The 14,776-nt window shown below is 42.9% G+C and carries 9 protein-coding genes and 2 pseudogenes; 5 read left to right on the top strand and 6 right to left on the bottom strand.

Features of this window, described 5'->3' with window-relative positions; translation table 11 throughout:
• Positions 1-55 precede the first annotated feature (55 nt).
• The 4 genes and pseudogenes from R7Z78_RS17435 to R7Z78_RS17420 all read left to right on the top strand — a co-directional run bounded on the left by R7Z78_RS17435 (position 56) and on the right by R7Z78_RS17420 (position 4,279).
• The gene (locus R7Z78_RS17435) at positions 56-682 is read left to right on the top strand and encodes a LysE family translocator (protein WP_042523838.1); all 627 of its coding nucleotides are present in this window, start codon (positions 56-58) and stop codon (positions 680-682) included.
• 326 nt (positions 683-1,008) lie between these two features.
• Positions 1,009-1,635 carry a LysE family translocator gene (locus R7Z78_RS17430; protein ID WP_017634580.1) on the top strand — a complete coding sequence of 209 codons (627 nt, stop codon included), beginning with the start codon at positions 1,009-1,011 and terminating at the stop codon, positions 1,633-1,635.
• 169 nt (positions 1,636-1,804) lie between these two features.
• Positions 1,805-2,269, top strand: a complete 465-nt coding sequence (locus R7Z78_RS17425; RefSeq protein WP_005377099.1) for a DUF2846 domain-containing protein — start codon at positions 1,805-1,807, stop codon at positions 2,267-2,269.
• Between the two features lie 337 nt (positions 2,270-2,606).
• Positions 2,607-4,279 (top strand): annotated as a pseudogene (locus R7Z78_RS17420) (autotransporter assembly complex protein TamA).
• A gap of 58 nt (positions 4,280-4,337) precedes the next feature.
• On the opposite strand, the gene R7Z78_RS17415 reads toward R7Z78_RS17420, so the two are convergent.
• From R7Z78_RS17415 to R7Z78_RS17390, 6 genes and pseudogenes are all read right to left on the bottom strand, one after another.
• Positions 4,338-5,789, bottom strand: coding sequence for a phospholipase D family protein (locus R7Z78_RS17415; RefSeq protein ID WP_104975375.1), 1,452 nt, complete (start codon positions 5,787-5,789; stop codon positions 4,338-4,340).
• Positions 5,790-5,890: 101 nt separating this feature from the next.
• Positions 5,891-7,930: pseudogene (locus R7Z78_RS17410) on the bottom strand (carboxylesterase family protein).
• A gap of 210 nt (positions 7,931-8,140) precedes the next feature.
• On the bottom strand, positions 8,141-9,796 hold the full coding sequence (locus R7Z78_RS17405; RefSeq protein ID WP_064368471.1) for a hypothetical protein: 1,656 nt from the start codon (positions 9,794-9,796) through the stop codon (positions 8,141-8,143).
• Positions 9,797-10,098: 302 nt separating this feature from the next.
• Positions 10,099-11,454, bottom strand: coding sequence for an FUSC family protein (locus R7Z78_RS17400; RefSeq protein ID WP_104975374.1), 1,356 nt, complete (start codon positions 11,452-11,454; stop codon positions 10,099-10,101).
• Between the two features lie 13 nt (positions 11,455-11,467).
• Positions 11,468-12,331: an HlyD family secretion protein gene (locus R7Z78_RS17395; protein ID WP_047009848.1), complete on the bottom strand. Its 864-nt coding sequence runs from the start codon at positions 12,329-12,331 to the stop codon at positions 11,468-11,470.
• 10 nt (positions 12,332-12,341) lie between these two features.
• Positions 12,342-12,554, bottom strand: a complete 213-nt coding sequence (locus R7Z78_RS17390) for a DUF1656 domain-containing protein (RefSeq protein ID WP_005377106.1) — start codon at positions 12,552-12,554, stop codon at positions 12,342-12,344.
• A gap of 426 nt (positions 12,555-12,980) precedes the next feature.
• On the opposite strand from R7Z78_RS17390, the gene aspT reads away from it, so the two are divergent.
• Positions 12,981-14,696 carry an aspartate-alanine antiporter gene (gene aspT / locus R7Z78_RS17385; protein WP_104975373.1) on the top strand — a complete coding sequence of 572 codons (1,716 nt, stop codon included), beginning with the start codon at positions 12,981-12,983 and terminating at the stop codon, positions 14,694-14,696.
• The last annotated feature ends 80 nt before the right edge of the window (positions 14,697-14,776 follow it).

The following is a 14,776-nucleotide window of genomic DNA, read 5'->3' as shown; positions in this document are numbered from 1 at the left end:
TAGAGTATTCCGCGATAAGTGTTGATAAAACTCCATTTGGAGGCTTAGAGTAAAAATGGAAGAGATAAATTATTCACTGATTGTCGTATCAGCTATCGCTGCCATCGCTAGCCCCGGACCTGCAACTCTTGCGATAGCAGGCACGTCAATGAACCACGGTCGGCGCTTTGGTGGGTATTTGGCTGCAGGTGTTTTAACGGGGTCTTTATTTTGGTCAACCTCAGCCGCTTTTGGTCTCGCAACCATACTCTATAGCAATGTTTGGCTTTTTGAAATTCTTAGATATTGTGGGGCATTTTATCTTTTATATTTGGCTTTAAAGTCCGTACATTCTGCCTGCAACATCGAGCAGCTAAAGTTACCCAAAACATACGTAACGACAAAGAAGGGTAACTACTTAACCGGAGTGTTAATTCACTTAACTAACCCAAAGGCTATTCTGTTTTTCGGTGCGCTTTATTCGATAGGGGTTCCTCCTAAGGCCAGTCCGTTGGAATTGTTGTCGGTCATTTTTGTTGTGGGGCTGGTTAGTGCTTTGGTTTTCTTTGGCTATGCTTTTCTTTTCGCGCATAAAAAGGTCAGACAAACCTATCTCAGATCCAAAGCAGTTTTTGAAGGCGTGTTCGCGTTATTTTTTGGTGTAGCAAGTATTAAGTTGCTGCTTAGTGAGGCAGGAAAATGAAGCACAAAAGGCTTGAAGAAATAAGAATAGATAATCTATCTGATTTGACGGTCTATTAAGTATACTAAATAGCCGATATGTTAACTTCCATAAGAGCTTCTGGCTGGAAAAAGCTTATAACCAAACGATGCTAGATATTATCATTCAAAGGGCTAACAAAGGCCCATAATTTAATTCGTATCACTGTTCATGATTGTGCTCTTCGTGCAGTGCTGTAGTATTAGTAACGTGTTGTTAATACTAAATATAACCAATTGAAACCTGGACGTTGCATTACTTGTAGTTCGATGAAATGTTATCCGCAAGACGTTAATTTGGAGAAAAGAATGGATTCAAACTCACTATTATTATTTGTTGTCGCTTGTCTCGCTATCAACATGATTCCTGGACCTGATGTAATTTATATTGTTTCCAATACAATAAAAGGTAAATTATCTGCTGGGCTGAAAGCGGCTCTGGGGCTTGGTGTTGGTTACTTTTTTCATACACTAGCGGCATGTTTAGGTTTATCAGCAATAATTCTGAGTTCATCTTTGGCTTTTAGCGTTGTTAAATGGTTAGGGGCCGCTTACCTAGTTTATTTAGGTGTTCAGTCATTACTGTCCATGTGGCGTGGAGAAAGTAAAATCGTTGAAAACAAAAATGTTGATAATAATAAAAATGTGTTTGTTCAGGGAGTTATCGTCAGCGTCTTGAATCCAAAAGTAGCGCTATTCTTCCTATCATTTCTGCCTCAATTTATTGATACGTCTGCAAGCTCAACATCAATGCAATTATTAGTACTTGGCTTGCTGTTCAGCGTACTTGCGACGACATGTAACGTTTTGTACGCATCTGTGGGTAATTGGGTATTTAGTCGTCCACACTCTCAGCGTTATTCAAGAACTCTTGAAGGTGTTTCAGGTATTCTACTTATCAGTCTAGCGAGTAAAGTGGCATTTAGTGATCGTTAGATACAGGGCATTTTATTCTCGTGATTATTATATCGCTAATGTTTGCTCAATCTATACGTTAAATGAGTGCTATTGCATAGGTTGAATCACAAATTTCAAAAATACCAATAAGTGAACGTATTTATTTATAGTATGGTTGGCGCGATTTTATCGTAGCTAGGTTAATAACATGAAAAATAAAGTAATTCTGTGTTCCGCATTCCTTTTGGGTTTGTCAGGTTGTGCTTCTGTTCCTACTGTTGATTCGACAGTATCAAATCAAATGAAATCATTTGAAGCACCTCAAAAGGGGAACGCAGGGATTTACATTTACCGAGAAGATGCTTTTGTCGGAGCAGCGCTTAAAAAGTATGTTTACGTCGATGGGGAATGTATTGGTGAAACCGCTCCTGGTGTATTCTTCTACCATGAGGTCGAAGGCAATAAAGAACATCAAGTAAGTACAGAGTCTGAGTTTTCTGAAAATCACTTAACTATCTTAACGGAAGAGGGCCGTAATTATTTCGTTAATCAATACATTAAAATGGGTGTATTTGTTGGTGGTGCGGGCGTAGAACTCGTAGACGAAAGCAAAGGTAAAGCAGAAGTACTAAAAGTCGACATGGCAGAAAAAGGAAACTGTTCTTCGATCTAGTTTTACAAACAGACCGCTTTTTAGATTAAAAAAACACATTATCAATGTAACCCAACGCTTGATGAGATCCATTCAGCGTTGGGTTTTGTATTTTTGGCAAACAGTATACCTATTTTAGACCGCATGATTTGCCACCTCCTAGCTTGAGCCAATTTATCGTTCAAAGTATCTACTTGTGAAACGTGAATTTTCGAGAGGATATCGTAGGGAGCAATCCTACAAACGCGATTAACTGATATGCCATTCCATCATTAACCTTGTCGAGTGTATTGCTAAACTAGGTAGCGGTGTGTCTCCTCTCATTAAACAAATAATAGGTATATCAGTTTTAGCTTCTATGCCTTTACATCATGCACTCGGAGCGCAATTTAAAATCAAAGGGCTAACACCAATATTAGAGAAAAATCTTGAAAGTCACCTTACACCACTAACGAAACTCTCTGTTTCAAACATTACCTCAAATCGACTAACGCAGATGGTTAATAATGCGTTAAACCCTTATGGCTACTATCATTCAGAGCTCAGAGCTCAGAGCTCAGAGTTCAGAGATCAGAGAATAATCTCATCACGCTTGAGGTTGACGCGGGGGAGGTTATGTTGGTCAAAAAATCTAATATTGCTGTGTCGGGAGAGGCCAGTAACGATCAAGATTTCATCGAACTAATTAATCAAGCTCAACTTAAACAAGGGCAGCCGTTGCTTCATTCTGAGTACGACACGCTAAAACGAAACTTGATTTCATTGGCTCAGCAAAAAGGTTACTTAGATGGACGTTTTATCGAATCGTCTTTGGAAGTCATTCCAAGTTTGAATCAAGCTCATGTGAATCTGCATTTCTCTAGTGGTTCTCGTTACCAATTTGGAGAGCTCTCTGTCCTTACGTCGGGTATCGAAACGGCTCGAATAGAAGCGATGAGAACATTTGAGTGGGGCGACGATTTTAACACTTTGAAATTGAGTCAATATCAGGCCGATCTCTCCAGTACTGATTGGTTTCGCAGTGTGATTGTGAAAGCGGATTTCGAGGCGATATCCGATGGTCATAAGGTGCCGATAGAAGTACTCGCAGAGCCGAATTCACGCAATATTGTGCAAGTCGGTGGAGGTTATTCGACAGACTTGGGGTTGCGCGCTTCGCTAAACTGGACCAAGCCTTGGTATAACGCACGTGGACACAGTTTTGAGGCACAAGCGTACGCTTCCAAACCGGAACAATCGCTATTACTAGGTTATAAGATACCCACCAAAAATGTTCTAACTGATTACTACGGGATTCAGTTTGAATCTAAGCATGTCGACTATCGGGACACATCGAGTTTTTCTAATGATTTATCGTTTGAAAAGCACTGGCAGTTAGACGGTGATTGGCAAAGCACCATGCACGTTCGTTATTTGCAAGAAAGTTATCAACAAGCGTCGGAGAATAACGAATCACAGTTGTTATTACCGGGGGTGACATTTTCACTGCTTGATCGCAAGAACGATCAATTAGAAGTAAAGCACCGTCACGTCTACTCACTGGAATATTCGGATCCCAATTTTTTCTCCGATTCTCGTTTGCTGCGTATTGAGGGCAACAGTGTTCTGTCATGGGATATTAGTGAAAAACACAAGTTTCACTTTCGTTCCAATGTTGGCATTAATGTCGCTGACACTTTGAGCGATATTCCATCATCATTACGCTTCTTTGCGGGAGGTGATGGCAATCTTCGTGGTTATGGTTATGAGTCTATCTCTCCGAGAGATGAAAATGGCGATTTAACGGGTGCTCGTTACATGTTTACTGCTGGGCTGGAATATCAATATCAGGTCTACCGCCAACTGTGGCTTGGGGCATTTTATGATATTGGTGATGCCTTCAACGATAGGGTGGATTGGAAAAGCGGTACAGGGCTGAGTTTGATATGGAACTCAAAATACGTGCCTGTCAAAGTGGACTTTGCTTATGGTTTAGATACTCCGCAAGGAGACCAATTCCGCGTTCACTTCTCACTAGGCACGCAGTTTTAGCGGGCATTAAAAAGGCTCTCATCCTTGCAGATAGAGAGCCTTTTTAAGTCTTGATTGTTTAGAGTTCGAACTCACCATTCAGTTTCTTGAATATCCAGTTAGGCGCCTTATGCCATCCACCATAGTTTGGATTCTTAGTATGGATCTCATTCATTGATTGCCACTGAGTTTGGCCTTGTCCATCTCGAGACACTCGCCAAAAAAGTTCATCTTGTTGTCGAGTTAAGTAGTGCATGACATGTTCTGCAAAGGCTTCGCTTTGGACCAACACACCAAATTCCACATTGAGGAAATCCGATCTTGGGTCGAAGTTTGATGAGCCGATATAAGTAAGCCGATCATCGAGTATCACCGTCTTGTTGTGATAATAAGTATCCGCATGGAAGTAATGGTCATCATTTTTCGCTTGGTTTTTGTACTCAAGTAGATGAACGCCCTTATCCAACAAGGTTTGGCGGTGCTCCTCGTAATAAGCCGGAATAAAGCCAGAGTCATTAGATGCAGACGAGTTCGTCATTAACGTGATGTCCGCTTTTTGCTCCATCAAGGTATCAATAAAGGCAAATTCACCATCGCTTGGTACCACATAAGGCGTTGATATCACTGCTTTGGATGCAGAGGTTATTTGTTGCCAAACTTGGTGTTCTGCCCGTTTTCTAAAGTAGGGTTTGTTGTTTTTTAACTTGTCTAATGAGTCGAAAACGGGGGTGACTTGCGCAGTGATGAAGTTGGGATTGGTCAGGTGTTTAACTTGTTTTTCAACTTCAGCCAGAATGATGCTTTTGTCTTTCTCACCTTTATTAAGCGCTTTAGTAAACGTGGAATAGTTTGGGGTAACGTTAACGATGTTTTCTATTGGCGTGACATGCTCGCTGTCCCAAAGTTGTTGGTAGTTCTGGTCGAACGCTCGAATAATGTTGCCTTTGAACAAGACATCCATATCAAAGAAGTTGGCTTTGCGGCTGTAACCAAAATAGTCGTCGCCAATATTACGTCCACCTAGAATCATCCATTGATGGTCGACGTTGAAGTACTTCTCGTGCAGACGATTGTCCAAACGTTGTTGGTGAGTAGAGAAGTTGACGGCGCGACCAATCCAACCTGACTTACGTGAATCAAACGGATTGAATAAACGGATTTGAATGTTGTCGTGAGCGCTGAGATCAGCAAGCCATTTCTCGTTAAAAATCAATAAATCATCGAGAGTGAGTCGAACTTGCACGCCTCGATCTGCTGCTTGTTTGAGTTCATTGAGTAGCATCAAACCAAGCGTGTCACTCTCCCAAGAAAAGTAAGTCATATCGATGCTTTGCTGAGCGTTTCTTACCAGTTCAACACGACGAGCAAAGGCTTCTGGAGCGGTAGGAATTAAGTAAACTTCGGCTTGATGCTGAGTAGTTTGCCAATTGGCTTCAAAATCCGGTTCAACTTGAGGGTAGGGCTGGGCACAGCCAACCAACAGCGCGCCGAAGATAAAGAGTAGCAGAGCACGAATGGCGTTAGGAAACATGAGTAAACCTTCCTAATTATGTTCAAGGAATAAGGATGAAAAAAGCCAGCGAACTGGCTTTTAGGTATTCGGTAACGAGTTTTTAGTGACTGAAGATAACGTTACATGTGACTCAGAATCAGCCCAAGTTCCTCGAGACCATTGAGGCGACCTTGGCGCAGTTTTGGATCGATGCCTGAGTGATGAGCATTGTCCCAGTCTTGCGTGGATTGAATACCGCCATCGTTATCGATCAGCAGTACTCGATCAGTCGCGCTGTTGTATTGGAAGTCTTCAAATAAACGTTCGCTAAACCACATACGAGAGAGCTCGTTCATCATTGCTTTGTCTTTGCTACCTGGACGAACACTTGAACCATCAAGCTTTAATGCTTTATTAAACACAAATGGTAATTCCGATGCATTGCAAGCGCCGACAATACAACTGATGCTTTTGAGTAAATCGCCAACGTCGAGATCGCCATTTTCACCTTTGGTATTGTAAGTCCATACGTTGAATCCAGGTTTGTAGTCAAAGTAGTAGAAGCTTGGCGTTGCCCCTGTTGCTTCTTCAGTTGAAACTTTATGACGGTTTGGACCCGTGAAGAGCAAATCATGCAACGTGGTTTTGAATTGCTGCATGTTTTTGGTCGCACCATTTAGTTCGCTTTCATCGTTGGGGAAGAAGTCAGCCAGAGCAAGTAACTCCGTTGTTGAATCGGAGTTCCCCAAACCGAAGAACAACTTAGTCATCGTCTCATAAGCGGTGCTAGGCAGCAGTTCCAATAAGTCAGAAAGATCGAGTTCAATCGAAGCTGAATCGTTGAGTAATGAACGATATTCGGTGCGTAAACGGTTTAAGTTCGTTTCCGATTCTAGCCACTCCACCATGTATTCGACGATTAAGTTTTCGTCACCACTTTCAATGATTTCTGGCGCTTCTTGGCTCAAGATTTCAATAATAGTTGGGATCAAAAATGTCAGGCTCGGCAGCATGCCTAGAGTATTGCTTTCTGCACTGTTTGAGCCAATTACCGTCGGTACGATCCATTCACTCTCAATCGCTTGTTCAGTAAAGTGATAGCCTGGAACTTCTTTCACTAGAAACGCTGGTGGGCGATGCTCGATGTAAGGCGCAAATGGCATCAACGTAGCTAATGGGCTGTTGTCGCGTGTTGGACTGATAACCGGAATATTCGCAGCGGTCAGTACCCAGTTTTTGAGACGCTGAATAGGATCAAGCATCTCGCTCTGTACCTTCATAACCTCTTCAAGTGGTAGTAACGTCAGATCTTCAACGCTTTGCTCTGGTCTTTGGCTCTTGGCAACATCGTAACTTTTATATTCAAAGCCGTAAGCGTTGCTTTGCATGATGGCACGTTGAAAGTGCTCACCTGCGATTGCAGCATCGCCTTTTGATTGCTGTAAAATTCCTACCGACATGGCACCCGCACCTTGACCCATGAGTGTCACATTCTACGGATTGCCGCCGAATGCCTCTATGTTTTGTTGAACCCATTCAAGCGCGTGTTTTTGATCACCTAGGCCAAAGTTACCGCCCTCAGGGTTGTCCAAACCATCGACCCAAACACTGCCCAGCAAGCCCAAACGATAGTTAAAAGTAACAGCAATAAACGGGTTACCATCGTCAGCACCTTGTGCAACCACCATATCACCATGAATCAGCGGTTCTGAGCCCGCGCCGTATTCAAAGTCTCCACCGTGAATAAAGACATAAACTGGCAAATCTGCGTACGCTTCTGTCCCGGCTGGTCGCCAAATGTTTAGATTCAAACAATCTTCTGACTGCGTTTGTGTGGTGGTTTTTAACTGCGGACACGCATCACCGAACTGAGTCGCATCAATATCGCCTTCAAGTGGGGCCACAATGCTGTGTTGAAAGCGGTCTGCTTGCGCAAATTGGATACCTTTGAACGCCTCTACCGCTGCCAGTTTTTCATCCGCATCAAGGGGTGTGATGACAAGGGACTCTTTAGTGGCTTGAATGGTCGCATCACCAATTTCCAAAGAGATTTGCTCTGGTGGTAAGGGTTGTAGTGGCTTCGGGCCGTTAGGAACGCTAGGTTTACCAGAGTCATCACTGCAAGCTGCTAAGGCAAGAGTGATGGTAATGGCTAAAGTTGAGCGATTGAGTAAAGTCATTGTTATGTCCAAAAAGTCATTTGGTGCGTACACCGAAAATGTTAAACGGCATCTAACAAGCGACGTCCTGACGCTTTGGCATTAATCCGTGAATGGTTGGATGGCTTGTTGAATTGATGGCTCAAATGGTAGGACATCGGCGACAGTTTCAGTAATCGCCTTTGTAGGATGCAGTCCTACCATCGTATAGGGGCGGGCTCTTCCTGAGAGCTAGAAACGGTAACCAAGATTTAAGGTCACTGACTCTCGAGTTTCCCCTTTGTTATAGAGAAAGGTCAGGTTGTAGTTTTTGCCGATTTGCTTATTGAAACCAGTCAAAAACGCCCATTGATTAAGATCTACACCAATGTCGTAATCGAATTCGATATCACCGCTTTTTACATGCCCGTCCATTCGAGCGTCCAGTCCTTGATATTCTGCTCCGACAAAGAACTGCGTGCGATAATCGACAAGTTGATAACCCAACATCGGCTGTACAGTAACAATACCATCGCCCCAATCATCTAAGCCCTTTAAGCGAGTTTGCGAATAGGTACCAGTGACAGAAGCAAAGAATTCTTTATAGCCAACCGAAAGGGTTGTACCTATACCACGAAGGTCATATTCCAAATGCAGCGGCACGTCTAGGCGTCCGCGACTACAAAGTGCAGATAAACCATCGCAAAACTTATCACCTAATCCTGGCAGTTTATCGTTCAGCTTATCTTTTATGTACTGACCACCTTCACCCGTGTAAGCGGCATTAACATTGGCATCGACATTAACTTTCCCGATGTAACCAAATACATTCCAAAATGGCAGGATGTTTACATCGCCACGAAGCGTCATGCTCTCAGCACTGACGATGCCGACACTGTCTTCTGGATCAAACAGTTCATTAAGGCCGATGCCTTCAATCGTGAAATCATTAAATGGAATATTCATATCTTGATTTCGATACGCTAGCGACACACCAAACGGCAGAGGCAAATCGATACCTTGACGACGAACCATATCACCCATTAAAGGAAAAACTCGGTCTAGCTTAACACTGGCTTCTTGCATGCGTGGATCAGAGACCTCATTCAAGCGTTTTTCGTCTAGTACTTGCACGCCAAGCTTATCTTCATAAATCGCTACCGGTTTTACGCTGCTCATCATTTCGAGGGGTTTATTTTTCTTTGAACCAACTATCTTGGTGTTTTTACTGGCAATCGCAATTTTGCCTGATGTTAATTTCTGGAAGAGGATCTCTTGATCGTAAGAATCCACTTGGTAGTTGTGATGTGTGAACGGTTTATCGTTGGTAATGACCATACGTTTCGGTTCACCATTAACCAACTCAATATCAACGCTTAAAAAGCGAAAGTAGGCGATATCTTGAGGAAGACCGTATTTTGAGTAATTAAAACTGATGATCACATTACCATTCTGATCCTCTTTGGCTCTTACTGATGACGGATCAAAACTCTCCGCGTAGTTTCGAAGGCGGTATTCTGTTCGTGTGAAAGCTTCGATCTCATCAAGTACTTTTTCATTTTCATCGAGTTGTTCAGGGTTGTACTTGATACGCAGATCAATGTTGCCTTTGTTATCGGTGTTCTTAACCAAGTAGACGGACGAATCGCGAACGCTATCACCGATTTTAACACTTCGGTGGGCATGCTCGACCAAATGCTCGCCTTGAACTAGAGAGCTGATGGCCAGTTTTGGTAAATCATGACTGATACCGTATTTGTCGAACAGCGCTCGGCCTTGCTCGATTACTTCGTTGTAGGTCGTCGTCTCTTCAGCGGCGAAGCCAAAAGTGGGGGTAGTAAGCATTAGTGCGCTCGCGAGCACAGTAAGAGAAGACGTCTTGCCGGCGCGTAATTCAAAAAAACTCATGACAGTTTCCACTCTGAATAGTCTCAAACCTTCGAGACTCAGACAGTTAATGTGTCACTGAACTTCTTGTTCAGTTAGATAGATGTGTTTGCTGTGATTGACGTTGTGAATGCAGAGTTTTCGATTGCATTTCGTGAATCAATGAGAGGATTTTATGAGGTGAAGAGAAATACCGTTAATCGCTTTTGATGGATACTATCCTCGCTTTATGGGTTACGGAGGAATAATGGCTAGCTCACAAACAAACAGCCCCGCATAGCAGAAGCAATGCAGGGCTTTAGTTTCAAGAACGGAGGTGACGCTTAGACCGTAACGCGAACACGAAACAGATCAGTAAACAACTTGGCAATCATCAAAATGATCATAATGTTTACCAGCATCAGCAAGGGCGTTTCAATTCGATACGCTGGGGTTAAATTGAGCGCTCCTGATGTCAAGACAACCAATAAGTTAATACCTAGAATTCTGTGTACCATCAGTTTTGGTGTGGAAAACACCTTCCAAATTACGATGATGTTGATGAAGTAGAATAGCCCAAGCTGCCAAAGCTCGGTCATCATTGGCATTATGAAAATGTATTGCAATAGAATCACCGTGCCAGTGCCTATCACACCAAAAAATGCATCTTTAATAATGCTTGGTGGCATAGTAGGAACGATTGAAGAGAACACGCCTGCTAGCATCGGAAAAATGAAACCTCCGGGTACGGGCAGATAAATCCAGATCAACAAAGAAGTGACGAACATGGATACACCTTGCAATACCTTTCTGCCGTCTTCATTCAAATGCTGGATAAACGTTCGATGCTCGTGATGCCAAACCGTGTTTTTCTCTCTTTGCATGACATAAGCAACGTGACCAATGAGCGACGTACTTGGATTTTTAATATCAAAGCTTTGAAGTTGCTGCGTTAGCGTTGGCCAATCGATCTCACGACTTTGCGATTTATCTGCTTGTTCTAGCAATCGGTCTTGGATTTGTGCCATCTCATTTAAACGCGCACGCCATAGCTGACGATGTTCTTTCAAGTGGTAGCTGCCAGTAAGTGGTAAACCGACCAGTTGGAACAACTTTTCTATGTTGGCGCTGTTGGTCTCAAGAGCTTCAGTATCTATATCATTGGGCGATTTCATAGCGTTAAGCATCGCCTCTCTGCTGGTCTCAAAACGTTGAATGAAGTTTTGTTCTGTACTGACTGGCCAGACTAATCGGTACACAACAGAAAACGTGATCACACCAAGAATAGTCTCTTGCATGCGAAGAACAGCGAAGTGGAACGTTGCTTGACTATCAAATCCTCCCATACATGCGATGATGGAGCACACAGCAAAACCGATAGAGAACACATAACCATACTTTTCGTCGCTCGACATAAAAATGCACGCACCTAAAAACAAGGTGAAGAAGGTGAGAAACAAAAAGCGATCTTGAGAAAACGTCGTGATGAGGAAAAAGGCATAACCGATGCCAAGGAGGGTTCCTAATAAGCGATTATGACCTTTGTTTATTGAGTGAGCGAAGCTTTCATTTAATGCCATTACCGCGACTGCGATCGCTGCCCAATACGGTTTCTCCCATTGAAACCATAAGGCAAGGCAGATCGCGATAACGATAGACAGCGCAGCTTTGATTGCTTCTTTGGTTGAGGCATTAAACATACATTCCACCGCATTATTGTTTGATGATTTTGATAGAGGCCGTCATACCAACACGTAGTTGAAAATCTTTCGGTAAGTGATCTAATTTAACTTTAATTGGAATGCGTTGAGCTAAGCGTATCCACTGAAAGTTAGGGTTCACATTGGGCAAAAGATCGTTACCAGTACTACCATCTTGCTTCGCAATGCCGTAGCCAATGCTTTTGATTTTTCCTTCCAGCACAGCTTCATTGTGCATCATTAAGGTCACGTAGGCTTTATCTTGTGGATCAACGCCAACTAAATCCGTTTCTTTGAAATATCCTTCGATCCAAAAGCTGTCTTCATCAATCAAAGCCACGACTGGGGAGTTAGCGACGACTTGAGAGCCGACGCGTAAGTTCAAATTAGTTATATAACCATTCGTTGGCGCATAAACTTTTGTGTAATCAAGGTTTAGCTTGGCTTCTTCAACATTGGCTTTCGCGAGCTCTACGTTGGCAACGGCTGTCTCCACCGCATTGTCTAGGTTATTCAATGTCAGTACAGGTACAGCGCCAGGTGTGCGCTTTTCTAACTTAAGTGCTCGCTGCTCTTCATTTTTGGCCTTTGCTAGTAATGCAATGGCTTGCTTTTGAGCTGCTAGCGCTTTGTGGTACGCCGCTTTATAGATGCTTGGGTCAATCTCAAACAGCAAATCGCCTTGTTTCACTTGCGAATTGTCTTCAACGTAGACTTGGATGATTTGTCCTGTCACGCGGGGGGTTATAGAAACGATGTGCGCGCTAACTTGGCCATCTCTAGTCCATGGGTTGTCAGTGTATGATTGGTAGTAGCTGAAAATCACGGTGCCAGCTGAACACAGTAGTAGCAGTGTGATGAGATAACGTTTTATCACGGAATTTGCCTCAAAATATGGTAATGAATCGACCAATAACGCCAGTAAAAATCACAATTAGGCTTAGCTCTGCGAGTGCAGGAAATGCAACGTATTTGTGGAGTCCCAGTTTTGTAGCAACGGTTCCGACCAAAATGGTGAGCATGTAAGCCAATGCAATAACCAGCAACAAGGGAGGGAAGTAAACTTCGCCCCACACAAGTTCATGTGGCATTGAGTTCATGGTGTTTTTCTCTAGTAACTTGATGAATGGAAAGATAAGGCAAATGATGGCATCCGTGATAATCGCTTTTGGAGGATCTAATCCATCAAACGAAAGGTGTTATGCGCTATATAGAGGGAATAGCGCAACAAAGTAGCTTTTTGGACAGTGAAAATAAAAATAAATTTATTTTCCAATTTATTTGATGTTCATTTCAGACCACTAAGTTATTAAATTTTCGACAATTATTGTTCAATGTTTGCGTTTGAATATGCGAAGTGATGGTTTCATCCTTCAAATGGGATTACGAGTTGTGAGGTTTTGTTTCTAATATTCGCTTCGAAGCAAACGAGATGCTTTTTAAATTAAATAATCCAACAAATATGAGTGAAAGATTATTCGTTAGATTATTTGAGTTTTATATTTATTAGTAAGAGTAAAATTGTCATGGAAATTATTTCTAACCTTTTTGACATGGCACCATTTGTTGCTCTCTTTATTACGCTCTCGCTCGGTTATATGGTTGGTAAAATTACCATTGGTCGATTTGTTCTTGGCGGTGTTGCCGGAACATTATTAATGGGTGTGATTATTGGGCAATTTGGTGTTCATATTGATCCCGGCGTAAAAAGCATTTTCTTTGCGCTCTTTATTTACGCAGTAGGGTATCAAGGTGGTGCGCAGTTCTTCAAAGCACTGAACTTTAGAACCATCAACATTCTACTTTCCGCTGTAGTGATGACGGTGTCTGGCCTGCTTTGTGTACTAGCAGCAGCTTGGATGTTTGATCTAGACAGAGGTACGGCAGCAGGCCTTGCAGCTGGTGGTTTGACTCAATCGGCAATCATCGGTACAGCGGGTGATGCGATCGCACGTCTTGGTGTTGTGACAGAAGAAGCTAAGCACCTAATGCAGACCAACGTCGCAGTAGGCTACGCAGTTACGTACATCTTTGGTTCGCTTGGTCCAATTCTGATGGTGACATGGGTATTCCCAACACTGATGAAGTGGGATATCCGAGCAGAAGCGATTGCTCTAGAAGAGAAAAATTCAAATGGTAAGCGTGATTTAGCGCCGGGTGAGTTCAACGCTATCACAGCGCTGGTTACACGAGCATTTAAAGTGAGCAAAGATGGTGGGCTAGCAGGCAAAACCTTAGCTCAGTTAAACCAACACGCTCTGGCTGCTTGTATTGAATTGATTCAACGCGATGGCAAAGTGCTAGACGTGGACAAATTCACAGCACTGAAAGAAGGGGATGTCATTGTTGTAACAGGTCGCCGTAATGCAGTACATCAGCTGCAAGATGGTTTGGCTGACAACGAGATTGCACTTCCAGAAGGCTATGAAGTTATTGAAGAAAACCGTCAACTGATCGCAGACAACCGCAAACTGATTGGTAAGTCGCTGCAAGAGATTAAAGAGGCTTCGAACCAAGGCTCTATGCGCGGTATTTATGTGACAGACTATATTCGTGAAGGCAACTCAATTGAAATGACGCCGGATCTTGTGGTGAAGAAAAACGACGTCATCCAGCTTACTGGTACCGCAAAAGACATCAATCGCGTTGAGAAAAACATTGGTCAGCGAATGGGCTCAGCAAACGTGACTGACTTAGTCGTGCTTGGTATGGGCATGGTGGTTGGCCTATTAATTGGTTTAATCAGTTTTAAGATTGCTGGTATTCCCGTCACTATCGGTTCTGGTGCAGGTTGTTTGATCTCAGGTTTGATTGTCGGTTGGTTGCGTAGCCGCAATCCGCATGTTGCTCAGTTTCCTGTGGGTGCCGCGAACTTTATTCGAGATTTCGGTTTGGCAGCATTTGTAGGCATTGTTGGCCTTGAGGCTGGTCCTCAAGCGGTCGACACCATCAAAGAACACGGTATGTCTCTGTTGTTCCTTGGCATGGGTGTAACGATTATCCCTCAGATTATTTCGTTCTTCTTCTCATATTTTGTATTGAAGATTAAGAATCCAGTTGAAGCACTTGGCTGTGTTACAGGTGGACGAAGTGCAAACCCAGCATTCGCGGCTTTAATGGAAAAAACAGGTAATGCAACACCAGTATTCTCATTCACCGTGACTTATGCAGTCGCGAATGTACTGCTTACCCTATGGGGGCCAATTATTGTCGGAATAATTACTTTAAACGCAGGCATGTAATTTAAATAAATTCGAACATTCTTATCACCTAATTAAATAGGCGGTAGGGAAAGTATTATCCAAATTTCACTAAATAATAA

The organism is Vibrio sp. 1167 (genome assembly GCF_033340375.1).
Taxonomy (GTDB): Bacteria; Pseudomonadota; Gammaproteobacteria; order Enterobacterales; family Vibrionaceae; genus Vibrio; species Vibrio alginolyticus.
The sequence above is the reverse complement of the archived record's forward strand: the minus strand, read 5'-3'. Positions and strand labels throughout refer to the sequence as shown.